The 25,257-nt window shown below is 35.3% G+C and carries 20 protein-coding genes and 1 pseudogene; 17 read left to right on the forward strand and 4 right to left on the reverse strand.

Annotated features, from left to right (window positions below; all coding sequences use genetic code 11):
* Positions 1 to 83 precede the first annotated feature (83 nt).
* Complete coding sequence (locus J3U24_RS07590; RefSeq protein ID WP_267337804.1) at positions 84 to 584, forward strand: hypothetical protein; 501 nt, start codon at positions 84 to 86, stop codon at positions 582 to 584.
* 180 nt (positions 585 to 764) lie between these two features.
* On the opposite strand, the gene J3U24_RS07595 is transcribed toward J3U24_RS07590, so the two are convergent.
* Positions 765 to 2,882, reverse strand: coding sequence for a TonB-dependent receptor plug domain-containing protein (locus J3U24_RS07595; RefSeq protein WP_267337803.1), 2,118 nt, complete (start codon positions 2,880 to 2,882; stop codon positions 765 to 767).
* Positions 2,883 to 3,127: 245 nt separating this feature from the next.
* Between J3U24_RS07595 and alr the strand changes: the two genes are divergently transcribed.
* The gene (alr, locus tag J3U24_RS07600; protein WP_267337802.1) at positions 3,128 to 4,201 is read left to right on the forward strand and encodes an alanine racemase; all 1,074 of its coding nucleotides are present in this window, start codon (positions 3,128 to 3,130) and stop codon (positions 4,199 to 4,201) included.
* Positions 4,202 to 4,207: 6 nt separating this feature from the next.
* Positions 4,208 to 5,221, forward strand: coding sequence for an endolytic transglycosylase MltG (gene mltG, locus J3U24_RS07605; RefSeq protein ID WP_416379945.1), 1,014 nt, complete (start codon positions 4,208 to 4,210; stop codon positions 5,219 to 5,221).
* A gap of 44 nt (positions 5,222 to 5,265) precedes the next feature.
* Here the strand turns inward: mltG and J3U24_RS11660 are convergent, their stop codons facing one another.
* On the reverse strand, positions 5,266 to 5,589 hold the full coding sequence (locus J3U24_RS11660) for a YqcC family protein (RefSeq protein ID WP_416380510.1): 324 nt from the start codon (positions 5,587 to 5,589) through the stop codon (positions 5,266 to 5,268).
* A 3-nt stretch (positions 5,590 to 5,592) separates the two neighbouring features.
* Positions 5,593 to 6,129, reverse strand: a pseudogene (ampD, locus tag J3U24_RS11665) (1,6-anhydro-N-acetylmuramyl-L-alanine amidase AmpD); the annotation flags it as partial.
* 175 nt (positions 6,130 to 6,304) lie between these two features.
* On the opposite strand from ampD, the gene ppdD reads away from it, so the two are divergent.
* The 5 genes from ppdD (at position 6,305) to J3U24_RS07635 (ending at position 11,121) form a co-directional block, all read left to right on the forward strand.
* Positions 6,305 to 6,739, forward strand: coding sequence for a prepilin peptidase-dependent pilin (gene ppdD / locus J3U24_RS07615; protein ID WP_065733906.1), 435 nt, complete (start codon positions 6,305 to 6,307; stop codon positions 6,737 to 6,739).
* A gap of 3 nt (positions 6,740 to 6,742) precedes the next feature.
* The gene (locus J3U24_RS07620; RefSeq protein ID WP_267337799.1) at positions 6,743 to 7,861 is read left to right on the forward strand and encodes an ATPase, T2SS/T4P/T4SS family; all 1,119 of its coding nucleotides are present in this window, start codon (positions 6,743 to 6,745) and stop codon (positions 7,859 to 7,861) included.
* Positions 7,862 to 7,867: 6 nt separating this feature from the next.
* A complete protein-coding gene (gene hofC / locus J3U24_RS07625) occupies positions 7,868 to 9,037 on the forward strand; it encodes a protein transport protein HofC (protein ID WP_267337798.1) in 1,170 nt (389 codons plus the stop codon).
* Positions 9,037 to 9,777, forward strand: coding sequence for a prepilin peptidase (locus tag J3U24_RS07630; protein WP_267337797.1), 741 nt, complete (start codon positions 9,037 to 9,039; stop codon positions 9,775 to 9,777). Before hofC ends, J3U24_RS07630 begins: the two co-directional genes overlap by 1 nt.
* A 177-nt stretch (positions 9,778 to 9,954) precedes the next feature.
* On the forward strand, positions 9,955 to 11,121 hold the full coding sequence (locus J3U24_RS07635; protein ID WP_267337796.1) for a M20 aminoacylase family protein: 1,167 nt from the start codon (positions 9,955 to 9,957) through the stop codon (positions 11,119 to 11,121).
* A gap of 54 nt (positions 11,122 to 11,175) precedes the next feature.
* Here J3U24_RS07635 and ygfZ read toward each other — a convergent pair whose 3' ends face one another.
* The gene (gene ygfZ / locus J3U24_RS07640; protein WP_267337795.1) at positions 11,176 to 12,045 is read right to left on the reverse strand and encodes a tRNA-modifying protein YgfZ; all 870 of its coding nucleotides are present in this window, start codon (positions 12,043 to 12,045) and stop codon (positions 11,176 to 11,178) included.
* Between the two features lie 297 nt (positions 12,046 to 12,342).
* Between ygfZ and ilvI the strand changes: the two genes are divergently transcribed.
* From ilvI to pyrG, 9 genes are all read left to right on the forward strand, one after another.
* Positions 12,343 to 14,061 (forward strand): acetolactate synthase 3 large subunit, encoded by a 1,719-nt coding sequence (gene ilvI / locus J3U24_RS07645; protein WP_267337794.1) that lies wholly within the window; start codon positions 12,343 to 12,345, stop codon positions 14,059 to 14,061.
* Positions 14,061 to 14,558, forward strand: coding sequence for an acetolactate synthase small subunit (gene ilvN, locus J3U24_RS07650; RefSeq protein WP_065563307.1), 498 nt, complete (start codon positions 14,061 to 14,063; stop codon positions 14,556 to 14,558). Before ilvI ends, ilvN begins: the two co-directional genes overlap by 1 nt.
* Before the next feature lie 260 nt (positions 14,559 to 14,818).
* Positions 14,819 to 15,778, forward strand: a complete 960-nt coding sequence (locus J3U24_RS07655) for a hypothetical protein (RefSeq protein ID WP_267337793.1) — start codon at positions 14,819 to 14,821, stop codon at positions 15,776 to 15,778.
* A 228-nt stretch (positions 15,779 to 16,006) separates the two neighbouring features.
* Entirely contained in the window at positions 16,007 to 16,714 is a 708-nt protein-coding gene (gene deoD / locus J3U24_RS07660) for a purine-nucleoside phosphorylase (protein WP_065563305.1), read from the forward strand.
* 25 nt (positions 16,715 to 16,739) lie between these two features.
* The gene (tsgA, locus tag J3U24_RS07665) at positions 16,740 to 17,918 is read left to right on the forward strand and encodes an MFS transporter TsgA (protein ID WP_267337792.1); all 1,179 of its coding nucleotides are present in this window, start codon (positions 16,740 to 16,742) and stop codon (positions 17,916 to 17,918) included.
* A 143-nt stretch (positions 17,919 to 18,061) separates the two neighbouring features.
* Entirely contained in the window at positions 18,062 to 18,754 is a 693-nt protein-coding gene (locus J3U24_RS07670; RefSeq protein ID WP_065734165.1) for a Crp/Fnr family transcriptional regulator, read from the forward strand.
* Positions 18,755 to 18,834: 80 nt separating this feature from the next.
* Positions 18,835 to 21,084: an IgaA/UmoB family intracellular growth attenuator gene (locus J3U24_RS07675; protein ID WP_267337791.1), complete on the forward strand. Its 2,250-nt coding sequence runs from the start codon at positions 18,835 to 18,837 to the stop codon at positions 21,082 to 21,084.
* Between the two features lie 41 nt (positions 21,085 to 21,125).
* Positions 21,126 to 23,396, forward strand: a complete 2,271-nt coding sequence (locus tag J3U24_RS07680; RefSeq protein WP_267337790.1) for an IgaA/UmoB family intracellular growth attenuator — start codon at positions 21,126 to 21,128, stop codon at positions 23,394 to 23,396.
* 196 nt (positions 23,397 to 23,592) lie between these two features.
* Entirely contained in the window at positions 23,593 to 25,230 is a 1,638-nt protein-coding gene (gene pyrG / locus J3U24_RS07685; RefSeq protein ID WP_065563301.1) for a glutamine hydrolyzing CTP synthase, read from the forward strand.
* Positions 25,231 to 25,257 lie beyond the last annotated feature (27 nt).

A 25,257-nucleotide genomic window follows, 5' to 3' on the forward strand; every position in this document is an offset into this window, starting at 1 on the left:
AAAGCGATTTTGCGGCTAAGCGGCAAAAATGCTGGGCACCGAGGTGGTGGTTAAAAATATAGATATTAAAGGAGTAATATAAAATGAATATTGAAGATAAAATAGCATTAAGTAAAAGGCCGGTTCAGTTTATTGCTGAAGGTAATTTTTTAAAGCTTTATAATCAATCATTATATGTGGTTCAGCAATTATTGGGTTTTAACTTAAAGGCAACGGCAAAGTATATAAAAAAAATTGATGAAATTATTATTTGCGGTGGGTTTCCTACCCGTTCTATTACTAAACGTTACCCCAATGCCAGCCCTAATTTAACGGGTTATGAGTTATTGGGTGATTATGATTTAAGTGGCTATGAGCTATGGTACCAAAAGCATTGCCAAGTACCGAAGCAAAAAACACCACAATCCCTTCTCACAACATCCCAAGAGGTAAACGAACAGTTAAACGAATTTCGCGATATGAACAAACCGTTAACGGTTCAGCATCTATTATTTTTACAATCATGGCAGGCAAATAAATACCCTGCCATGGTAGATAGTGCGTTTATTCAGGCGTTGAAGAATTATTTTAGTGAATTGCATTAATAGCAGAGCACACTGTGCCTGATGGCACTATCGGATAGGATTTATCAAATCCGCTGATAGAAAAAAGGCTATAAATAAGGTCAGTATTTTTTACGCAGAGCTTGATGTCGAAACTAAACCATCCGCCCCAACTAGGGCGGATTTTTTTAGGCGTAGGGATTCTTTTGCCTTGCTATATCGCTAGAATTTCATACTGGCGCTAATGATAGCGTGGAATTTAGCAGCTGGTATCGATTCGTAAGCTGTGGTGTAGTTTCTGTTTAAGATATTATTGAGGTCTAACCCAATATGGTACTGGCGATTAGCACCAAATGAGGTTGTAGTTGATAAGTTTAATGTTGACCATCCGCTGTAGTGATAAACAGATGAATCACCGCGTTTTGTTGCGTTGGTGGCAAATCGCATAAATAGGTCTGAATCAATATCAAATTTATCAAAATAAGCTGTATGTTTTATCCCTGCACTCCCTGTAAAGCGTGGGTTGCCGGTGTCACGAGTTCTGTAGGTATCTGTTTCGATTTTACGGCTTAGGTAATTCCCTTTTAGATAAGGATTCACCGGAAGGTCTAGGTATTCAACACTTAATTCTAAGCCATGGGTTTTGGCTTTGTTGGCATTGCCATAATAAGTAATAGAACGTCCGGATGCGCCACTACAAATCGATGAGCCATTACAGTTCATTTGGGTGATATAATCTTTTGCATCCGAGAAGTATATAGCCCCATCAACTAATAATTTGTTATTGTTATAACGTAAACCAATTTCGTAGTTGTTGGATTTTTCAGCTTTTAGATGCGAGTTTCCATAAATCGTTTGCGAAGCAGCCGAGGTGACGGCATAAAGATGTGCAAGGGTTGGATAAACATAACCTTGTGCAAACGAGGCTCTTAGTTGGGTGTTTTTAAAACCTGAGTAGGTTAATCCTGACGATACAACAAAGTTGTTATCATGAGTTTTCTTTTTTCGATCGATACTGTGGCTGGTTGTTGCCGATCCCATAACCGGGATTTTATTTATGGTGGTATTGCCGTTTTTTAGTTTTGATTCGACCCAATATTTACGAGCACCAAGATTCCAAGAGATATCATCGGTTATTGCCCAATCATTTTGCCCAAATAGTGCGATACTCGATTGTTGCCATTTGTTAGTTAGGTATTTATGTTGGGTATAACTAGCTGGTGGTGCAGGCATTTTTGATATCACGACATTGTGTGAGTCTTGGTCAACATTATCTTGTTGATACTGTACACCAGCAATTAATGTCATATCTTTATGTGGTTGCATGTCTGATTGGAATGTCATGCCATAGGTTTTTTGTTCGTCATTGGTGGCCGTGTTGGTCGTTACTTTCATTATCGGTCTAGGTGATACTACGACATGGTTTCTAAATTGACGATTGAGTTTTTGGGCGTAAGCATCATAATGCAGTTTTTTTAAGAAACCTGCATCGACGTCATAATCATAAAAGAATCCCACTTTTTCACGTTTTAGTAGTGGGATGTTTACCCAAAATTCTTTTATTTCTGGTGAGTTATCATCGGTGTAGGTTTTAGTATTCAGTTTATAACGATCTAATGATATACCAAATTTGTGTTTATCAAGGTTAAGTCCAAACCATGAGCTTATGCTGTTATTATCAAAGTCGGTATCATGTAGTTTGCCTTGATACGCTTTGCGATCATTGTTTTCAGAGTAGGTTCCACTAATTCGGTAATCAAATATTTCATCAATCGTGCCGTTTACCGTGCCCATTTCGGTAAAGCCATTGGTCGATTGGTTATAGATTAATTTGGCATCTCCGGCTAGTGGTTTTCCATCTTTACTTCCTTTACGGGTTATAAAGTTAACGACGCCACCAATCGCTTGCGAGCCATATAATACTGAGTGAGGCCCTTTAATCACTTCGATGCGTTCAACTGATTCCATGTCGATTAATACACCCGCACTTGAACCGTGTCCGGAACGGTGATAAGTCACTTCTTGACCATCAATTAACATTAAAATACGCGAAGGAGCTTCACCACGAATCATGATTTGTTTGCGTCCTGCTAGTGCGTTATCGGTAATTTCAACGCCTGGAATATCACGCAGTGCTTCAACCACAGAATCGCCATTGAGTTTTTCAATCTCGTCACGGTTGACTGCATTAACAGATACTGAGCTATCCCATACTGTCTTTTCATTCCGATCAGCGGTAACGATAATGGTATCTTGTGGATTGCCTTTTTTTTCTTCTGCATAACTATCTGCACAAAAACAGATGGTTAATATTGCAACATAATGTAATTTTGGGGTCATAAAACTTCTCTTTGTCTCTTTTGTATAACGTTGTATTGATATAAAATTGCAAATGATAATCATTATTATTATGGATGTAAATAATTAAATTAATTCGAATTGTATTAACTTTGAGGATCAGTGTGGATTTTTTAACTTTGTCACATTTTTAACAACAAAATCACGCAAATTGCCGATTTTTTATTTGTGATTATCGATAACAAATTTTACAATAACCACTCAATATATAAGTTAGGTTATGCAAAATGTCTATTGCTGTTGTAGAAGTTAATCGTAAATCAATTTTACACAATGTTGAATTTTTTAAACAAAAATCTCCAAACTGTACTTTAATGGCAGTGGTTAAAGCGAATGCTTATGGCCATGGTATAGAAGGGGTGGCTCAATTGTTAGATGATAAAGTTGATTGTTTTGGTGTTGCACGAGTTTCAGAAGCAATAGCTTTGCGTCAAGTTGGTATTCGTAGTCCTATCGTGCTTTTGGAAGGCTTTTTTCCGCACGATGATATTAACGATTTGCTTGATTTTAATTTGCAACCAGTCATCCATTCAAGTTGGCAAATCGATGTTTTAAATACGATCCCTTTTGCAAATGAGATCACAGTTTGGTTTAAGATTGACACCGGTATGCACCGTTTAGGTTTTCATTTTGATGAAGCAATAAACGAGTTTCATCGTTTAGCTAGCTGTAAAGCAGTTCGCCAGCCGATTAATATTATTAGCCATTTTAGTAGTGCAGATGAGTTAGGTTCTTCACAAACTAATACGCAAATGGCTCGTTTTGATCAATTTGCTCGTTCGGTTAATGGCTGTCAACAATCGATTGCAGCGTCGGGTGGTTTGCTTGCTTGGCCTGATTCTCATCGTGATATGATTCGAGTTGGTATTGCGTTATATGGGGTTTCGCCATTTTCTGATGCGGTCGCTGATTTACAACCCGCTATGACGCTCAAATCTGAATTAATCGCAGTACGTAAGCATGAAAAAGGACAATCAGTTGGTTATGGTCAAACTTGGACAAGTGAAAGTGACACTGTACTAGGGGTTGTGGCGATGGGATATGGTGATGGTTATCCGCGCGATATTCCAGAAAATACACCCGTGAGTATTAATGGTCGCTTGGTACCGATTGTTGGTCGTGTTTCTATGGATATGATTGTGGTCAATTTAGGACAACACTGCCAGGATAAACCCGGCGACGAAGTCATTTTTTGGGGCAAGGAGTTGCCGGTTGAACAAATCGCTAAGCACACGGGAATGAGTGCTTATGAGTTATTAACGCGCTTAACTTCACGCGCAAAAATTCGTTATAAAGACTAGGTTATGATTAAAAAATTTATTTTGTATACGTTACTGACGGTAGTTTTACTCGTCGGTGGTTCATTAGCTATTGGTTATTATTATTTACAACAATTTTCTAAGCAACATATGAATGTCACGGCTGATAATCAGATGTTTGTGTTGAAAAAAGGCACTTCTTTGCATCAATTAGTTGAGCAAGTTAAGGAGAGTGATTTAATGCAACAAGCGTATTTGTTGCCTTATTTGTATAAACTCAATCCCTCTTTAAGTTCGATTAAAGCGGGAACTTATCAATTGCATCCTCATATGACTGTTGATGAGTTTTTAAAGTTGTTGGTGTCGGGTAAAGAGAGCAGTTTTTTTGTGCAATTTGTTGAAGGTAAGCGTGCTAAGGATTGGTTAAATGTGCTTAGTAATACGCCTTATATCAAGCAAACATTGACCGGTAAGTCACATGATGAGATTGCGAAAATATTGGGCATTGATGATGGAAAATTGGAAGGTTGGTTATCACCAGATACATATCAATATACCGCAGATAGTTTAGATATTAATATTCTTAAGCGCGCCCATTTGACTATGAAAAACAATCTACAAAAAGTGTGGGATAATCGCGATAAAGATCTGCCTTATAAAACACCTTATGAGTTGCTGATTATTGCCTCGATTATTGAGAAAGAAACAGGCATAAGCTCTGAACGTGCTAATGTTGCTTCGGTTTTTGTTAATCGTTTAAAAGCAAATATGAAGTTGCAAACCGATCCAACCATTATTTATGGGTTAGGGGATAATTATACGGGTACGATTAGGCGTGTTGATTTGACTGATACCAATAATCCTTATAATACTTATGTGATTGAGGGGCTACCACCAACACCAATTGCTATGCCAAGTTTAGCATCACTTGAAGCAGCAGCACATCCAGCTAAAACGAATTATCTATTCTTTGTTGCTAATGGTACTGGTGGTCATACATTTAGTAGCAATTATAGCAATCATCAACAAGCGGTTAATGAATACCGCAGAATGAACAATTAATTTTTCAATTTTACAGCCACGGTTGTGGCTGTCTCTCTTTTCGATTATTCGTTTGTTGACCGAGTGGTGGTTAATTCATCAAGTTGTTTAATTAGTGCTAATAAATTATCTACCTCTATTTCTTGCTGTTTGAATGCCTCTTCAAAATAAGGATGTAGAGCAAATTTAGGTATTTCGCTTTTAGCATCGATTAACGCCTGTATGCGCGGAATAAAGATCCACTGTAACCATTCATGCGGTTGCATGGTGTCGAGTGCAAATGGCTGCTCACTTAAAAAAGCTTCTGCCTCAGGGGGTGAGGGTTGCCATAAGTTAAGGTTTTGCAGTTCATCTTTAATTAGGTTAAGTTGTATTGAAATTGTTTTCATATTAATCAGTGTTTGATAATAATTCCAATCAAAATAAGGACCAGGATCGGTTTTGCGATCTGGGGCGATGTCACTATGTCCGGTTATATTTTCGATTGGGTAGGTTTGTTGTAATAGTATGGTAACGTTGGCAAGTTGCTGGTATTGTGCTTCGGTAAAGTTGTCGGTATCACATCCTTCCATTTCTATGCCAATTGAGAAGTCGTTGCAGTTTTCTTTACCTTCAAATACTGATTTACCTGCGTGCCAAGCACGTTTATTAAATGGCACAAATTGAATAATTTCGCCATCGCGTCTTATAAATAGGTGACTTGATACTTGTAATTTATAGATATCGGCAAAATAAGGGTGCTGATTTGGATCGAGCTTACCGGTAAAAAGTTGTTCAACATAAGGCCCGCCATATTGGTTGGGTGGCAGGCTGATATTATGAATAACTAATAATGTGATGGGGTCAGTGCGATCATTATAATACGGCGATTTGACCTGTTTGATATTGCTTATCCAACCATCAACTATTTTTAACACTTTTAAGGTCATTATGGCTCCAATAGTGTGTATTGCGATCTTGTTCACAACTTTGATTAATACAATGTTGATTGTGGTAATCAATTTGTATTTTAACTTCCAAATCTTTCATCTGATCATTATTTCATTTTTTCAGTTTGCTATAAAGTCACTCTATCTATCATTTGATTAATCTTTAGAGGAATTTATGTACAAGCAGTCTGGATTTACCTTATTTGAGTTAATGATCGCCATTGTGGTAGTCGCCATTTTAACAGCTATCGGTTTGCCAGCCTATCAAAGTTATGTCAAAAAGGCCGCTTTAACCGATATGCTTCAATCAATGACAGCCTATAAAACAGCGATTGAAATTTGTGCTATTGAGCAGGGCGCATTAAATAAATGTAATGCTGGAGCAAATGGTGTGCCCACGACAAGATCGACTAACTATGTTACTTCGATCAATGTTACTAATGGCGTGATTACTATTGTCGGTAAGAGCGCGTTATCTAGCTTAACCACAACTTTAACACCTAAGTTGAACTCATCGTTAGGCAATTTAGATTGGTCACGTACCTGTGTCACCAATCCTGTTGATAACAGTTTAAAAACGGCTTGTGAAGATATTTTTAAATTTCAATAAATTATGATGCAAGAAGATCAATTGGTTGAAAGTCTCGATAAGCTATTATTATCAGCACTGGATAAGCGAGCATCTGATATTCATTTCGAGCCTTATCAAAATTATTATCGAATACGCATGAGAATTGATGGCGTTTTGCAAAATAGGCTAATGCCACCACTTAGCCTTGCTAAGCAGATCACCGCCCGATTAAAAATTATGGCTAATTTAAATATTGCTGAACACCGCTTACCGCAAGATGGTCAATTGGTAATTAATAACTATGCAATGCGAATTGCCACCTTGCCGGTGATCAACGGTGAAAAGATTGTATTGCGGGTTATGGATAATCATGAATCTGAGCTAACCATTAATGATTTAGGATTAACCGAACAAGATCTTCTCACACTTAAACAGATTTTAGATTATCCGCAAGGGTTGATTTTGGTTACTGGCCCAACCGGCAGTGGTAAAACTATGACTTTATATAGTACGTTAAAGCATCTAAATAAAGCTGAATGTAATATTTGTAGTGTTGAAGATCCGATCGAAATTCCTTTAGAAGGTATTAATCAAACCGCGATTAATCATAAAGCCGGCCTAACTTTTTCGGTGATATTACGCGCTTTATTGCGCCAAGATCCAGACGTGATGATGATTGGCGAAATTCGTGACCATGAAACTGCCGAAATTGCCATTCAAGCAGCTCAAACAGGCCATTTAGTATTATCCACTTTGCATACTAATTCGAGTGTTGAAGCAATAGTTCGGTTAAATCAAATGGGCATCAAAAATTATCTTTTATCGTCCAGTTTGAAATTGGTTATCGCTCAACGCTTGGTGAGAAAGCTTTGCCAACATTGCAAAGTCGTTGCTAGTGAACTAACCCTAATTGATAATCAACCTTCACCACACTTTATCGCCATGGGGTGTGACAAGTGTGTAGGTGGTTATTTAGGACGAGTAGGTGTATATGAACTGTTAATGGTGACCCCAGAAGTGCAACAACAGATTATAACTAATCAACCAATCTCACCCCAAAATAGAGTCACATTACTGCAAGCTGGCTTTAAATTAGTACAACAAGGTATCACTACTTTGGCTGAATTAAATCGGGTTTTAGGTGAAGTAGTCATAGGGTGATAGTGTATGAAGCGGATCTATTTTTGGTATGACATTAATTTTCATCAAAATAAGATTATTGCCACATCAAAGCAAGATGTGAAAAGACAGCTTTTATTGCAAGGGCAAATCGCGATTAAAATTCGTGCCGGAAATATTATTACTAAAAAAAGTTTTCATCCGAGCGATCTGCTAATTATCACAAAACAGTTAGCCACTATGTTAAAGGCTGGATTATCGATTGTTGATAGTTTGAGATTACTTCTTGATGATCAGCCTAAACCTCAATGGCAGTATTTGTTATCAGACATTAGTCAGCAAATCGCCAAAGGTGAATCACTGTCATCTGTTTTAAAGCAATATCATTCGGTATTTCCTGCGCTTTATTGTGAAATTATTGCTATTGGTGAATTAACCGGACAACTCGATCACAGTTTTGAACAACTAACCGCGCATCTTGAAAAATCATTGCAATTACAAAGACAGATTAGAAAGGCAATGCGTTATCCGCTTTTTTTATTGTCAGTGTCAGTAGTGGTTATTATCGTGATGATGTTTATTGTATTACCAAAATTCGCCGATATTTATCAAAGTTTTGATGCTCAATTACCTTATTTTACCCAGCTAGTGATTGATATTGCGAATAAGGTTCAGCAAAATGGTATACTCATATTATTAGTGCCATCGCTGGGTTACTTTTTATTCCAGCGTTTTTTTAAAGTCCGCTATCAACTCACGATTGATCGGCAAAAATTAGCATTGCCGTTATTGGGGCAAGTGATTCAATCACAATGCTTAATGCAGATTTTCCACACATTAGCGATCACTCAACAAGCAGGTATTCCATTACTAACAGGACTTAGTGCTTCGGCAAATACTACAGGAAATAGTTACTATCGTGACATTATCAATAAAATAATTAACGGTATTGAACAAGGTAATGCCTTTAGTCAAATGCTATCGTCCTATTTTCCTAAACTTTGTGTACAGCTAGTTCATGCTGGCGAAGAGTCAGGCTCATTAGATGTTATGCTTAATAACTTGTCCCTCTACTATCAACAACAAAATCAAACCTTAACCGATAATTTAGTCAAAGCATTTGAGCCGATTTTGATGCTATTTTTAGCATTGATAATTGGAGGATTAGTGATTTCGATGTATTTACCCGTATTTCAAATGGGAGATGTGATTCATTAATGGCTGTCGTGGTTTTTTGTGTTGGACTTGCGGTCGGTAGTTTTTTGCAAGTTGCTTATTGGCGATATTCGCCTTCACAATCTTTGTTTGATTATTTGGTCGCTATCACTTTTCCTCGTTCTTCGTGCCCACATTGTCAACACTCACTTTCTGCTTGGCAGTTAATTCCAGTGCTATCATGGTTAATATTAAAAAGGCGATGTTATTTTTGTCAGCAAAAGATCGCTTTTTGCTATCCAATTTTTGAGTTGGCTGTAGCGGGAATATTTTTACTAATATATTTGAACAAAGATCTCAATTTTCAAAGTATGTTATTAATGCTACTTGCGAGCTATTTTTTGCTTTTAGCACTGATTGATTTTCGCTATTTTTTACTGCCTGATTTTTTTACACAACCGTTGATGTGGGCTGGGTTGATGATGGCTTATTTTGATCTAAATTCGTTAACCATCAGCGACGCCTTAACGGGGGTTTTTTGTGGTTATTTAATGCTTAAATTACCTGCTGTCTGTTATTTTTGCCTAACAAAACGAGCCGGTTTAGGTGGTGGGGATATTAAGCTTGTCGCGGCTTTGGGTGCTTGGCTACCTTACCAATTAATTCCATTATTGTTAATTATGGCTTCATTGTCAGGCATACTTTTTTTTATTTTGGCAAAATATAAGCAAACAATGCATGACATGATCGCCTTTGGTCCTTTTCTGTTGCTATCTGGTTATTTAATCATTTTCAGTTTGTGATCTTGATTGTTTTTTTAATTACATCTCTTTGGGTATTCACATAAAATTCTTGCACTCCTTGGCTTATAACTAAAAAAGATAACGATAAAAGAATTAGTTATTTTTACTTTATTCAAATTAAGATTATAGTGCGAATAAAGTCTTTTCAGATTTATAGCTAAATGTAAGGAATAATCAATGACTAGTACTACCGCGAAAAGCATTGCTGCATTAAAAGATGAGATGATTGAATGGCGTCATCATATTCATTCTCACCCTGAAACTGCATTCGAAGAGAAGCAAACAACCCAGTTTATTATCGAAAAGCTAAAATCGTTTGGAATCAATGAACTGTATACCGATTTTGCACCAACTGGTGTAGTAGGGGTTATTCATGGTAAGAATAAAGGTCGTACTATTGCTTTACGTGCAGATATTGATGCGTTGGATATCGTTGAAGAAAACAAAATTGGCTACTGTTCAAAAATTCCCGGTAAAATGCATGCTTGTGGGCATGATGGTCATACTGCAACATTGTTAGGTGCAGCAAAATATTTAAGTGCTAATCGTGATTTTTCTGGTACGGTGGTGGTGGTCTTCCAACCCGCTGAAGAAAACGAAGGCGGTGGTCGAGTGATGGTGGAAAATGGTCTATTTGAAAAATTTCCTATCGAAGCTGTTTATGGTATGCATAATCAACCTAATTTAGCGTTAAACCATTTTTTAATTAATCATGGTCCGGTGATGGCATCTTATGATGTTTTTGAAATTAAAATTACTGGTGTTGGTTCACATGCTGCTGCACCACATTTAGGTAGAGATACCATTTTAACCGCTACTAATATTGTCAATAGCTTGCAAACAATTGTCAGCCGTAATTTAAATCCAACTGATTCGTTGGTCATTAGTGTGACACAGATTCATAGTGGTGATACTTGGAATGTGCTACCGCAACATGCGGTGATTCGTGGAACAGTTAGGGCATTGAGTGCTGAAGATCAAGATTTGGCAGAAGAAAGAATCAAACATATTTCAACTGGAACCGCTTTAACGTTTTGTACTAAAGCCGAAGTTGATTATCAACGCCGTTACCCAGCAACTATCAATCATGCTAAACAAGCGGATATAGCAATTAAAGTTGCCCAAAAACTTGTGGGTAACGATAAAATTGTGATTGATTCACCACCAACAATGGGGTCAGAAGATTTTGCTTTTATGTTGCAAAAAGTGCCGGGCGTTTATATCAAAATTGGTGCGGGAGAGGGCGCGAATCTTCATAATCCGTCGTATAATTTCAATGATGAGCTGTTAACGACTGGTGCACAATATTTTGTTGAAATTGTTCATCAAGAGTTAGGAAATTAAGATATTAAAAAGCAGGAATAATTATAAAACTATTCCTGCTTGATCGATATTAAATTATAAATTTAATTCACTATCAGGTTGGCCTTTGACTCTGAATTTTGTTTCACTATCAAGACCATTTGCTAACACTACTTGAACATAAATTTCATCATTTTGCCCAACTTTTAATGCCGCCAAGACCTGACCACCTTCACGCCAGTTTCCTTCAAGTTCATATTCAAGTTTATCACCGATTTCCGGTAATGCTTTACTATGACCTTTTAATAGATAAAGCCCTCGATTATTTGCACCGCGGAATTGCGCTCTAGCTACCATCTCTTGTCCACAATAACAACCTTTATCAAAGCTTATCGCTTTAAAATGTTGTAAATTACAAGCTTGAGGAAGCAGACTTTCAATATTAGGAGCATCAATAATAGCGTGACCTGCTTCTAATTCAAGTTGTAACCAGCGATCAGATGGTTGTAAATCACATGGTTCAGACGATACTTTTATCACCCGCAACTTAGGCGAAGTGAGTTTAAGATACGTAACACCATTAATAGTGACACAATTGTGATCGCCCAATGCTGAGATCACAGAAGGATCTATTGCATCATCTTCCAATCCGACTAGATTTAAATCCAGAACGGGTTCTATAGTTACTTTAGAAAAAACTGCTGTTTTTTTCAATTCACTAATTTGTCTTTCGGCAACACTTTTACGTAAGATATAGAATATATCTTCACCTCGTTGGAATAATATAAAATTACTCCACATACGTCCTTTTGCATCACAATGTGCTGCAAATGATGCTGAGTTTTCGTTAATACGATTAAGGTCAGCGGTTACTTGTCCCTGTAAAAATGTACGGTTATCCATACCTGATACTTTGACTAATTGCCAATCAGATAGGGAGGTTTGTTTGTAATAAGAATTGGCCATTAAACACACCTTTCAATTATAATGAGCCCTAATATACATATATAAAAGAGCGTAAACAAAAGCGAAAACGCCTTTAATAATTCAAAATTAATCAATTAGTCGATCGATTAATTTCTCACTATTATTGCATTAAAATAGATAAAATAAACTTTTACAAGTTATTTCTTTCAAAAATGAGTACTAGTACCCAAAATTGAGAATAAGTTAACTTATATTGTTGACTTTATTGATTTTCTGTATTAGTTCATGCAAAATGGGGAAAAAATGACAAAATAGTTATAAATGGAGGCAACAACCATGGCAAAATTGTCAGGCGCAGAAATGGTCATTCAATCCTTGATTGATCAGGGAGTTAAGCAAATTTTTGGTTACCCAGGAGGCAGTGTTCTAGATATTTATGATGCCATTCATACCCTAGGTGGAATTGAGCATATTTTAGTCCGTCATGAACAAGCTGCTGTGCATATGGCTGATGGTTATGCCAGATCAACTGGAGATGTCGGTGTCGTTTTGGTTACCTCTGGTCCTGGTGCAACGAATACTATTACCGGTATTGCTACTGCTTATATGGATTCTGTGCCTTTAGTTATCTTATCTGGTCAAGTCGCCAGTAATTTAATTGGTAATGATGCTTTCCAAGAGTGTGATATGGTTGGGATCTCTCGCCCGATTGTTAAACATAGCTTTTTAATAAAAGATAGCAAAGATATTCCAGAAACGATAAAAAAAGCATTTTATATTGCCTCAACAGGCCGGCCCGGTCCAGTTGTGATTGATTTGCCAAAAGATATTGTTAATCCGGCAAATAAATATAACTATAGCTATCCACAATCAGTCTCAATGCGCTCTTACAATCCAACCATTCAAGGGCATAAAGGACAAATCAAAAAAGCATTAACTACATTATTATCAGCTAAAAAACCTGTTCTATATATTGGTGGCGGTGTAATTAGTGCCAATGCTAGCGACGCGGTTAAATCTTTAGCTGATAAATTAAATCTTCCTGTTGCCTCAACATTAATGGGAATTAGTGCTTTTCCAGGAACTGATAAAAAATATTTAGGTATGATTGGTATGCACGGTGTCTATGAAGCAAACATGGCCATGCATAACGCCGATGTGATTTTTGCTGTCGGTGCTCGCTTTGATGATAGAACGACTAATAATGTTGAAAAATATTGTCCTAAAGCAAAAATTATTCATATTGATATTGATCCAACGTCAATATCTAAAACAGTATCCGCTGCAATTCCGGTAGTTGGCGATGCTAAAAAAGTACTTGAAACAATGTTAACTCAACTCAATGAAATTAATGTTGATCGTGATTTAGATGCGCTAATCGATTGGTGGAAGCAAATTGATCATTGGCGTGCGCGCAAATGTTTAGCATACAGCCACAAAGGTAAAAGCATTAAGCCACAAGAAGCCATTGAAGTTTTATATAAATTAACCAAAGGTGACGCATATATTGCTACCGATGTTGGTCAACATCAAATGTTTACGGCACTTTATTATCCATTTGACAAACCGCGTCACTTTATTACCTCAGGTGGACTGGGTACTATGGGATTTGGTTTGCCAGCGGCATTAGGTATCAAACTCGCATTTCCTAAAAAGCATGTGGTTTGTGTGACTGGTGATGGAAGTATTCAGATGAATATTCAAGAGCTTTCAACCGCATTGCAATATGGCTTGCCAGTGATTGTATTAAATCTTAACAATCGCTTTTTAGGGATGGTTAAACAGTGGCAAGATATGATTTATGCTGGTCGTCACTCTTCATCTTATATGGAGTCACTCCCCGATTTTGCAAAAATTGCCGAAGCTTATGGTCATGTAGGTATGAGGATTGATAAACGTGAAGATCTGGAACCGAAACTTAAAGAAGCACTTTCGATAAAAAATCGTTTAGTCTTTATTGATGTCATGACGGATGCGACAGAACATGTTTACCCAATGCAAATTCGTGGTGGAGCAATGAATGAAATGTGGCTAAGTAAAACGGAGAGAACCTAATGCGTTATATACTATCAATTTTAACAGAAAACGAACCGGGTGCTTTGTCACGAATCATTGGTTTATTTTCACAACGTGGATTCAACATTGAATCGATTACTACCGCACAGACCGAAGATCCAACCATGAGTCGTATGACGATTCAAACAACGGGGGATGAGCATGTAATTGAGCAGATCCAAAAACAACTGCATAAGCTGGTCAATGTTTATCGGGTGAATGATTTAACCGAAGGTCCTCACGTTGAGCGTGAAATCATGCTGGTTAAAGTAGCGGCGAAAGGTTCTGATGCGCGTGATGAAGTAAAACGCTGTGCTGATATTTTTCGAGGCTCGATAGTCGATGTAACTGCTACTCATTACATTGTACAGTTATCAGGAACGAGCGAAAAGTTAGACTCGTTTTTAGCCTCAATTCGTGAAACGTGTAATATTGTTGAAATTGTGCGTTCTGGAATTATCGGTCTATCTCGGAGTGAAAAAACAGTCAATCATTAATTTTATAATTAAAAGTTAAATTTTTACTTTATTATAAAATAAGACTTATAAGGAATAAGTTTTAATGCGTTTTTTTGCTTTTTTGACGATAATTCAATTAATTATTTCATTTATTTATTTATTCTATTATTTCTTATCCAATAAAAAAGTTTAGAATAAATAAATATAAAAATAAGCTAATAGCCGGTAGTTTTACTGACCTCAAACCTTTTAGAATATTAACTAAACAGGAAAGAGATGGTTTAGAAACCTATTTATCGATGAACCCATCTTCTGGGAAAAAGAAGTCATCATTAGTTTCTCGAGAAGTGATGTTAATATCCGGTAGTTGTGCCAAACAAACTAAATTTTCGCATAATGAAAACACTTGTTCCTATAAAATCCAAAATATTGATGTTGTATTTCCTTTCAATATGGATCGTTACCTTACTGATTATAACGAAGTTGAAATTGCGCTTACGCAAAATTTCGCTATTGCTGTTGATTTAGATGTTGATGTTGATAGTAAAAAAATTGTCCGTTATGGCTACGATATGTCGATTAGTAAAGAGGTTGAACAATTTGGGCCACCAAAATTTTGGGGACGTAATTTATGGCTTTTTTTAGCTGGCATGTTCTACCTTTATGCTATCAATAATCAAGCAAAGGTGAGTGACAATTTCTTATTTGCTTATCATCAATACAATCACGATTCTAAAAGTTGGTTTTTTGATGATCCATCAAAATTAGTTACTAGCGACATCAAGTCGGGTGATGTAGTGAAATTAAATTTTTTAGATGTGTCATGTGAAGTACCTGTTAAAAATAAAGCCGATAGATGTATTGAAGCATTAATTCAAAGTGCCGATACCTCTTTTCATTTAGCCAGTTCCTCAAGCTATTTTCTTCTACATGGTTTAAAAGAAAATACAACTTCTCAATCAGGTGAGAGTGAAGATCCACAATCTATTGTTCATGCAGATCATGTCACGGTGTCGGGATTTGTTTCGAATGTTGATTATGACGCTAATCGTACCATTTCAACATTAACCATAAATACGCAAGAGTTATACCAAAAAGATATAAGCGAAAATCTATTACCAATTTGTGTAAACCTGCTGTTATTTTTGCTTTTAACTTCAGCCACCATTTTTAACGGTATTATGTTGTTATTGAAACCCATTGTGAATCGAATTCGTAACTTTAAAATTAAAAATATCTATACTTATCGTCTACTTTAAGTTGATTTTTACCATTATTGAGATTTTTTTTTAAAAAAATTGGCAGATTAAAGACGAGAAAATTTAAATCTAACGGCGCATTAAGCGCTTTTTTTATCAATAATCATTTATTTCCAAATTAATTTCTAAAAATGTGGCATAGAACATTGGCTTCGGACTTATGTCCTAGTTAATTGAAAAATTTCCTTATTATAATTAATTCAAATCACTCATTATTCAGGAAATATTATGACCGCACATATCAATGCTAATCCCAACGACTTTGCACAAACCGTTATCATGCCAGGTGACCCTTTACGGGCGAAATTTATTGCAGAAAATTACTTAACCGATGCCAAAGAGGTTTGTAATGTACGTAATATGCTTGGATATACTGGTTTATATCAAGGAAAAGCCGTGTCAGTAATGGGGCACGGAATGGGTATTCCATCAATAACCCTTTATGCACATGAACTAATTAATGACTTTAATGTTAAACGGATTATTCGAGTAGGTTCTTTAGGTGCCACACAGCAAAGCGTTAAAATGCGTGATGTGATTTTAGCTGTAGCAGCAGGAACTGATTCGATGACAAATCAAAAAAGAGCAAATGGTTATAACATTGCTACATCAGCGACATTTTCCTTATTACATCGAGCTTATGAAATGGCTAATAACATGAATTTACCGGTTAAAGTAGGGAATGTATTTAGTGGTGATCTTTATTATGATCCTGACGAAACATTAATAAGTACACTCGAAAAATCAGGGGTGTTAGGTATCGATATGGAAGTGGCAGGTCTATATGGAATTGCTCAACAATTCAATGTCGAATCGTTAGCGATTTTAACCGTTTCAGACCACTGCTTAACTGGTGAAGAAACAACTGCGGAAGAGAGGCAAATGACATTTAATAATATGATCAAACTTGCTTTAAACGTGGCTGTTAACTCTTAATTTATTGCGTTTCTCGGATGGAAATATGAAAAATAAATTATCGCTCACACTTATTAGTTTTTTAGCTAATTTTATTATGGCTGGCTTTGCCAGTCAGTTTGGTATGCTAATAGAACCCATAGCACAGAGTTTTAATGCAGATGTAAACAGTGTCGCATTCATTTTTTCTTTATTAAATGGTGGGGCGTTAATAGGCACTATTTTGGCATTCTTTTTAATCGATATTATTGGGATTAAACGCATCACCTTGCTTAGTTATTCGATTATAATTGCCTGTTCGCTCATTTTATATATCACAAACTCGCTTTTGATACTTCAAGTTTGTATGACTTTGATTGGTTTGTGTGGTGGAATAGGGCTCTGCATTGCGGGGACGATTGTGGTATCAACTTGGCAAGATAAGATACAAAGTACAATGTTAGTTGTACAAGATGCGACATTTAACATTGCTGGTGTCATCTTCCCACTGATTACTACCTACGCTTTAACGCATGACTTATCTTGGGCAAGTAGCTATTTAATGGTTGGGCTGGTAACAGTCTTAATGTTATTCATCATTATATTGACTAATTTCGATTTAATTAGTCATCCAACAGTCAAACAGTCTCAGCCATCTGAGTGGAATTTTGGGATATTATCTGCTGGTATTGGATTATTTTTGGCAATGTTAGCATTATATACCTTCTTAACTTGGGCCCCGTTATTTGTTAGCCAAAAATTTTCTATATCGTTTGAATTGGCTGGCAATATTATTACCCAATATTGGGCAGCAGCTTTAATTGGGGCATTAGTTTCAACAGTGATCGTGACGCGAGTTAAAATTGAACACTTTTTTATCTCAATTATTTTATTAGCTTTTATTATGACATTGATGATCGTCAACACCGAATACAGTGATAACGATAGCCTTGATCGCATTGGCTACTTAACTTATGGATATGGATTCGTCTGCTCTGCTTTATATAATGCCTTTGTCGCTTATGGTGTAACCTTTGTAAAAAATGCATCAAGCAAAAATGTTTCATTTATTTTAATCAGTGGCAGTGCAGGGGCGATGTTTAGCCCAGCTATTAGCTCAATACTGCATAACTATTTAGACATTCAAGTTATTATGAATACCATACCAATATATTATGCCGTTATTATCGTTATGTTGGCTATATCAATGTTCTTAAAGCAAAGAGCTCTAAAAAGTAATCAATGAAATTAACTTAGGATATCGCTTTTATTACAATGGTTGACTATAATGATGCCTCTTCAGAATGAGATAACGCGATAGATAATTAACTATCAATATGTTATCGATTCTGATGGGGTATATATTTTGTGGTTAAAAACTTCGGTGATATGCAATTAAAATCATTAAATAAAGGTCGATTTAGCCGTTATTGGCAGGAAAACAATAAATTACTCGAATCAATTATAGAACAATGCATTGTAGAAAAGAAAATTGTCGATGAAAAAACCACGCTTTTTCATCAAGGATGTAAAGTCGATAATTTAGTTGTTGTTTATAATGGTACGATTTCGATACGCTATCAGGCCAATAATGGTCGTCGATTCCATCTTGGTACAGTAGATTGTGATGAGCATATATTTGGTGAAATGGAGTTTTTTACCGACTATTTATGTCAATTTGATATCATTGCCGAAGAAGCCCTAACTGTCGCTATCGTCAGCATTGATAAACTATATCAATCATTACTCAAATATCCTAAATTAGCACTGTTTTTTGCTAGTGCTATTGCTTTTGATTATCAAGAAACATTAGATATCTTCTTAAAAAGAACTTTATATTCAATCTGTTATAACATTGCTTATGATATATATCAGCATCATCTAAATATTCATCCCGTTAATAATTTTCAAAAAAACTACTTAGAAGCAGAACGTTTTGGCACTACCGATCGTGTCTATCGTCGGGCCGTTAATGAATTAATTCATTTAGATATTATTCATAAAGTTGCTGGTAAATTGGAAATTAAGGATATTGATAATTTAAAAGATTTTATCGAATTCAGAGGAAAATTCGCTAAATAGAGTAGGAATAGATTAAAAATAAACTCGTTTTTTAAAAACGCAGTTTTTTAATAAAAGAATTATTGGATTAAGAAATTACTATGGATTGGTTTACGCTTGTAAAAATTGGCATTTTAATTTTTGGAATGGTTAGCTTTATTCTTTTTAAAGGCGAGCGCAGTATAAATAAGGATAATTTAGACGACCACTTAAGCCTACGTGAACCAATAAGAGATCTAACGGATGAAGAGCTAGACCTATTACAACCGTTTTTAACCAGTAAAATGGCGGTTTATCCCTATAAATTTCAATCCTCATTAGTTGATAACAAAGTATCACAATTTCAAGGGATTTGTTGTCGTCATAGTCTTAACAAAAATACTGATGAAATTGACTATTATTATGAAATAGACGATATAGAGCTGTTCTTTCCATATAATATGGATAAGTATATTGATCAATTTAATCTCATAGAAGTTGTATTTACCAAACGGTATGGGATTGTCGTTAACATTAATGATTACGATATCAAAACCGCACAGGAAAACTATGATCCAAACGAGGAATATGAATTCAACGATTTTGGGCACTTAAAAGACCATACTGACAAATTTTATCAAAAACGCAACGATAATATAGATGCTTTTGAAATTGAGTCACTCACTCTTTATGATGATGATTTGAAAAGCACCGATGAGGTAAATTTAGACGAGTCAAAGAATAAAACCCTCTACCAACGAGAAGAAACACCATTCGAAGCCACAATTCGAAGTAAATTTAACAATTATTTACCGATTTCGATGTGTTTATTATTAGCCACCTTTTTATTCACATTATCATGGCATAATAGTGATGATCATACATCCATTATAATCCTGCTTTGCATTGGTGGTGCTGCTTTTTTTGCTTGGCGTAAACCTAAATTTGATCTAACCCCACAGCAAGTGAACGTCATTGAAGCTAGAATTCATGATAACTATTTTAACAAAGTGGGGATAGACGAAAATACGGTATTAAAATACCCTAAGCATTGGTCAAACTTTATCCCTAAAAGTTCAGATTCTGCTACCGAAATGGTGATTAGTGAGGATGGGAAAAAATTACTTCGCTATGGTCACACGTTATCAATCAATGACGAAGTCGAACAATTTGGAGCGCCTAAATCAGTCAGGCAAAATATCATTTTATTGGTGGTTGGGATAATCTTATCTATTACGCTCATATATTATACTGATCCAATTAATAATGGATATTTTGCATATCGATATTACACGCAACAATCTAAAAACCTAAAAATTAACGATCTCACCACGTTAAATAATAGTGATATCAAGCATGGTGATATTGTGAATATCTCGATTAAAAACACATCGTGTGATGTTAATGATTTAACTGAAAATTATAAATGTCATAACTTCTTTATCAATAGCCAGCCAATTGATGTTAAAGAAAATGATTTTATGAGCATCGAAAAGTCATTAAAACATATATTTTCTCCCAATTTTATTGAATATATCTATGATGAAGAATTAAAACGTTTTAAAAATTCGCAAGAAGTAGCCGTTGCGAGAGTTAATTATGAGTTAGGGTATGAGGCTTTTGAGAAAAATCCTTTCTCTAAAATAAAAGATTTTGGGCAAATGGTAATTGACATCGACAATAGCTGTAATATTTTGCCTGTAGCACAGTGTGATGAAGTTAAACTCCGAATGAGTAATTTATTTTATAAGGGTGATATTTTTTTTAGATATGATGAATGGGATGATTTACTCGCTAAAACCAAAGGAAATCCTGATTTAGCTATCATAGCTGAAAATAGAAGAATATATGCTCTTTCAAGAGAATTAGGTTTATTTAAATCAGCATTGCAAAAAGAGATAAAAAAAATTGTTTCTCAATATCAGTCTGAAATAGAAATTACATTAACCAATCAAAGCTATATTGACATGACACCATTAATCAAAATTGACATGGCATCGCGATTTAAATCGATGAAACTCTACGAATATGAAATGGTGAATTATTATTTTGATATTTTAAATAGCACTATCTCGCCTAATGTTAATATTATTGGTGTGGTAAGTGATATTCGTTATGGTAAGGATCAAAATGCTAAAACGATTTCTGCTTTAAAAGTTAATGCAAATCCTCGTTATAATTTTGGTGAAAATCAAACAATATCCTATATTTCTTTAATTATTGTTAATCTTATCATATTTATCGCTATGGCATTTACCACAATAATTAACGGCGTTAAACTTGTTAAAAACACAAAATTTAACCAACACCGAATTAAAGAAATTAAAAAATATTATGAAAATAGATTAGGTACTATCATTAATCTTAAATAAACCGTTTTAATATAAAGTTTAAATAAAAAGATCTTAAAAGTATGTTAGTTATTATACTGTTTGTTATTATTTTTTTCGCTATTGCGTATTTTGAATTATCTGGTCCCGATTTTACAGAAGTCAAAGAGCCTCTAATTAACGAAAAAAGCCTGCCTGAGAAGTATGAGTTTATCCGTAAACATGCAATACGACAGCTAACAGAAGAAGAAACCCTTGTTCTTCAATCTTATCTTGATAATGAAAACAATTTTACCACTCCTTATCATTGGGAAAACGTATTAATCAGTTCTGAAGTTGTGAAACTAAAAGGTTATATTGAAAAAGATTTTACTGATGAAACCCTAAATAAATATTATTATCAGATGAATAATATCCGGTTATTTTTTCCTTACAATATGGATATCGGTATTAGAGGGTTTAAAGAGCGAGATCCAGATCTACAAGAAACTATCACTTATGATATTAATACGGTTGAAATTGTCTTTACTTATAGTTATGCCGTTGTAGTTAAAATAAACAGCTATGATTTAGTGCAAGCTAGTTTGAGACTGCAAGCTCGTAAACAGGAACAACTTTATGATTTTTGGCAGACGGGAATATTTAGACCTATTCGTTTAAATAACATAGAAAAATCTAATGAGACCTTAACACAACTAGTCACTGAAACATCTGAAAAAAAACCGCTTTTTGAGATTCTTAGCAAACGAGAAAAAAATCAATTTGAAATCGCGAACCAAGACCGAAGCAATTCTGGCAAATTAATGACAGTTTTTTTTGTTTTAGGCGTAATGCTTTTGTTAGCTTTAGAACATTTTCAGTCAATTGCCTTGGTTATTTTTTCAATCATCTGTTTTATTTTTGCCCTAATTGCATCGAGTATAAAACGAAAATTGCCGACCAAATATGTTAATCATATTAAAGCACCAATTAGGCGTAGTTGGTCAGCCTATCTTAATTTAACTATTGATTCAAGCTATGATATTTTCTTTCCCACATACTGGGAACCGTTTCTCCCCAATAATAATATACCTATTGACATGCAGATCGAAGTTGATACAGCACGAGTACTTAGTTGTGGTGAACACTTATCAATAAGTGAGGAGGTAAGAAATTATGGTGCGCCAAAATTTGTTCATCATAATGTTATGTTATCTATTACGGGATTGATACTGGCTGTTTTAATTTTCTTTTTTACTAATGCGGGTGAAAAATTAGATTTTACCTATCGACAATTAACCGCGCCACTCACTACTTGGAATATTGATGATAAAGTCACGTTAAAGCAATCCGCCATCCAATCTATGGATCGGGTTAATTTGAATTTATCTAGTGTTTCATGTGATATTCATAATATACAAAATATAAAAAAACATTATTTTCAATGTAATAAAATATTTGTTAATCTCAATCCAATAGACAGCAATAAACTTAGTCTTTTCCCTTCTTGGCCTCAATATTTACAAACAATTTATTCTGAAAATCTTATTAAGATGAAAAAAGACGATGAAGTTCACGAAATAACTCTCGCAAAGCGTTTAAATAAGCTTATAGGTAATTATCGTTACTCTCATCGCTATAATCCACAATACAAGCCAAATAGCCAAGATACATCAGAGTTGATAAAAATTTACGATATTAGCAAGGCTATTTTAATCATTAATGATGGTTGTAATCATTCAAACCTTGAACCTTGCGAAGAAATTAAAAATAGCTTAGCAAGTTTACTACCAAATGGTAATCTAACCGATAATTGGTCAGAGGTGGTGGCTTATGCCAAATTGCATCCTGATATGGAAAAAATTGTAACATTATCCTCAGCTAAAAAGCTCGACCGACTCGTTGCTAAATATCGAACATGGTTACTAAAACAATTAGCCGATAAAGCAAAACAACAAGTGGTCATGCTACAAAATGATGCAAATAACCTTAGTATACAATTAACCAATTTAATTCCACTGTATGATCAAAACTATATATACTCAAATGGGAATTTCAAAGAGCAACTTGATTACTACAATAATATTTTATTAGGTAATAGTGCCAACTTAAAAATTACAGGTATTGTTACCAAAGTTAGCTATCATAATGGAGAAATTTCGAAACTAACACTTTCAACTGATTATGGAAATGATATCGATAAAAATCAGTTATTTTCATCGCCAATTTTGATCAACAATTTTGTCTTTCTGTTTGTTATCTTCATCGCCTTAATTAATACTATTATTTATATATGGAAAAAAGCCGCCAACCAATTTAGGCTCGAAAAAATTATTAGTCATTATCAAGATAAAATTCTTGAATATAACGATTAACTGTTCTGGGTTAATAGCAGTAATTAAATAATAGACACCAAGTTAGTAAACAAACTAAGTAATTAAACTCAATTATTCAATTGTGAGAGAAACCATATTCTGTTATACTAATTTCCCGTCTGATTCATCATATATTGCATTTATCATTTAAACTAATGTGATATTGTTCAATTAAATTAATAATGGTCTGGTATTAATGGTCACGAATTATATTTTTGTTACAGGCGGTGTCGTTTCTTCTTTAGGTAAAGGCATTGCCGCAGCCTCATTAGCTGCAATTTTAGAAGCCCGCAATTTAAAAGTCACCATGCTAAAACTCGATCCCTACATCAACGTCGATCCGGGAACAATGAGCCCAATTCAACATGGTGAAGTTTTTGTGACTGAAGACGGTGCCGAAACCGATCTCGATTTGGGTCATTATGAGCGTTTTATTCGCACCAAAATGAGCCGAAAAAACAATTTTACAACTGGACGTATTTATTCTGACGTTTTACGAAAAGAGCGTCGTGGAGACTATTTAGGCGCGACAGTCCAAGTTATCCCCCATATTACCAATGCGATTAAAGATCGTGTTATTGATGGTGCCAAAGGTTACGATGTCGCTATCGTTGAAGTGGGTGGCACAGTGGGTGATATCGAATCACTACCATTCTTAGAAGCAATTCGCCAATTAGCGGTTGATGTTGGTCGTGAACATACCTTATTTATGCACTTAACATTAGTGCCTTATCTTGCATCATCAGGTGAAGTTAAAACCAAACCGACCCAACACTCAGTTAAAGAGTTATTATCAATTGGTATTCAACCTGACATACTCATTTGCCGTTCAGATCGCGCAATTCCGGCTAACGAAAGAGCTAAAATTGCACTATTTTGTAATGTGCCTGAACGAGCGGTGATTTCACTTAAAGATGTTGATTCGATTTATAAAATCCCAGCATTATTGAAATCACAAAATTTAGATACCTACGTATGCAATCGTTTCCATCTTGAATGTAAGGAAGCCGATCTATCTGAATGGGAACAAGTCATCTATGAAGAAGCTAATCCAGTAGGTGAAGTCACAATTGGCATGGTAGGTAAATACATCGAATTACCTGATGCATATAAATCAGTAAATGAAGCGTTAAAACACGGTGGATTAAAAAACCGTTTAACTGTTCATATTCGTTATATTGATTCAGAAGACCTCGAATCACGCGGTACCGATTTACTTGCAGGCTTAGATGCGATTTTAATACCGGGTGGATTTGGTTATCGTGGCGTTGAAGGTAAAATTATTGCAGCGCGCTATGCACGTGAAAACAAAATACCTTATTTAGGCATTTGCCTCGGAATGCAAGTTGCTATGATAGAGTATGCACGTAATGTAGCGGGTATTAAAGATGCCAACTCTACAGAGTTTGTAAAAGATTGTGCAAGTCCTGTTATTGGATTAATCACTGAATGGAGTGATGAGTCTGGTAATGTGGTTCAACGCAATGAAAATAGCGACTTAGGTGGCACCATGCGTTTAGGTTCGCAAATCTGTCATTTAGAGCCAAATTCATTAGTCGCTCAAATGTATAAAAAAGAGTCGATAACCGAACGTCACCGTCACCGTTACGAAGTCAATAACAACTTATTACCAGAAGTTGTCAAGGCTGGCTTAAAAGTGACAGGGTTATCAACTGATAAAAAATTAGTGGAAATTATTGAAATTCCAGACCATCCTTGGTTTGTTGCATGTCAGTTCCATCCAGAATTTACATCAACTCCACGTGATGGACATCCATTATTTAGTAGTTTTGTTAAAGCTGCCAAAGATTATCAAGATCAGCAGCAAAAATAATTTATGTTTACATTAGGTATATATCTG

The sequence above is a fragment of the Gilliamella sp. B2785 genome (assembly GCF_026537005.1).
Lineage (GTDB): Bacteria > Pseudomonadota > Gammaproteobacteria > Enterobacterales > Orbaceae > Gilliamella > Gilliamella apicola_E.

Coding starts and splice junctions, on each gene's coding strand:
- J3U24_RS07590 (WP_267337804.1), top strand. CDS start 84: ATGAATATTGAAGATAAAATAGCATTAAGTAAAAGGCCGGTTCAGTTT.
- J3U24_RS07595 (WP_267337803.1), bottom strand. CDS start 2,882: ATGACCCCAAAATTACATTATGTTGCAATATTAACCATCTGTTTTTGT.
- alr (WP_267337802.1), top strand. CDS start 3,128: ATGTCTATTGCTGTTGTAGAAGTTAATCGTAAATCAATTTTACACAAT.
- J3U24_RS11660 (WP_416380510.1), bottom strand. CDS start 5,589: ATGAAAACAATTTCAATACAACTTAACCTAATTAAAGATGAACTGCAA.
- ppdD (WP_065733906.1), top strand. CDS start 6,305: ATGTACAAGCAGTCTGGATTTACCTTATTTGAGTTAATGATCGCCATT.
- J3U24_RS07620 (WP_267337799.1), top strand. CDS start 6,743: ATGATGCAAGAAGATCAATTGGTTGAAAGTCTCGATAAGCTATTATTA.
- hofC (WP_267337798.1), top strand. CDS start 7,868: ATGAAGCGGATCTATTTTTGGTATGACATTAATTTTCATCAAAATAAG.
- J3U24_RS07630 (WP_267337797.1), top strand. CDS start 9,037: ATGGCTGTCGTGGTTTTTTGTGTTGGACTTGCGGTCGGTAGTTTTTTG.
- J3U24_RS07635 (WP_267337796.1), top strand. CDS start 9,955: ATGACTAGTACTACCGCGAAAAGCATTGCTGCATTAAAAGATGAGATG.
- ygfZ (WP_267337795.1), bottom strand. CDS start 12,045: ATGGCCAATTCTTATTACAAACAAACCTCCCTATCTGATTGGCAATTA.
- ilvI (WP_267337794.1), top strand. CDS start 12,343: ATGGCAAAATTGTCAGGCGCAGAAATGGTCATTCAATCCTTGATTGAT.
- ilvN (WP_065563307.1), top strand. CDS start 14,061: ATGCGTTATATACTATCAATTTTAACAGAAAACGAACCGGGTGCTTTG.
- J3U24_RS07655 (WP_267337793.1), top strand. CDS start 14,819: ATGAACCCATCTTCTGGGAAAAAGAAGTCATCATTAGTTTCTCGAGAA.
- deoD (WP_065563305.1), top strand. CDS start 16,007: ATGACCGCACATATCAATGCTAATCCCAACGACTTTGCACAAACCGTT.
- tsgA (WP_267337792.1), top strand. CDS start 16,740: ATGAAAAATAAATTATCGCTCACACTTATTAGTTTTTTAGCTAATTTT.
- J3U24_RS07670 (WP_065734165.1), top strand. CDS start 18,062: ATGCAATTAAAATCATTAAATAAAGGTCGATTTAGCCGTTATTGGCAG.
- J3U24_RS07675 (WP_267337791.1), top strand. CDS start 18,835: ATGGATTGGTTTACGCTTGTAAAAATTGGCATTTTAATTTTTGGAATG.
- J3U24_RS07680 (WP_267337790.1), top strand. CDS start 21,126: ATGTTAGTTATTATACTGTTTGTTATTATTTTTTTCGCTATTGCGTAT.
- pyrG (WP_065563301.1), top strand. CDS start 23,593: ATGGTCACGAATTATATTTTTGTTACAGGCGGTGTCGTTTCTTCTTTA.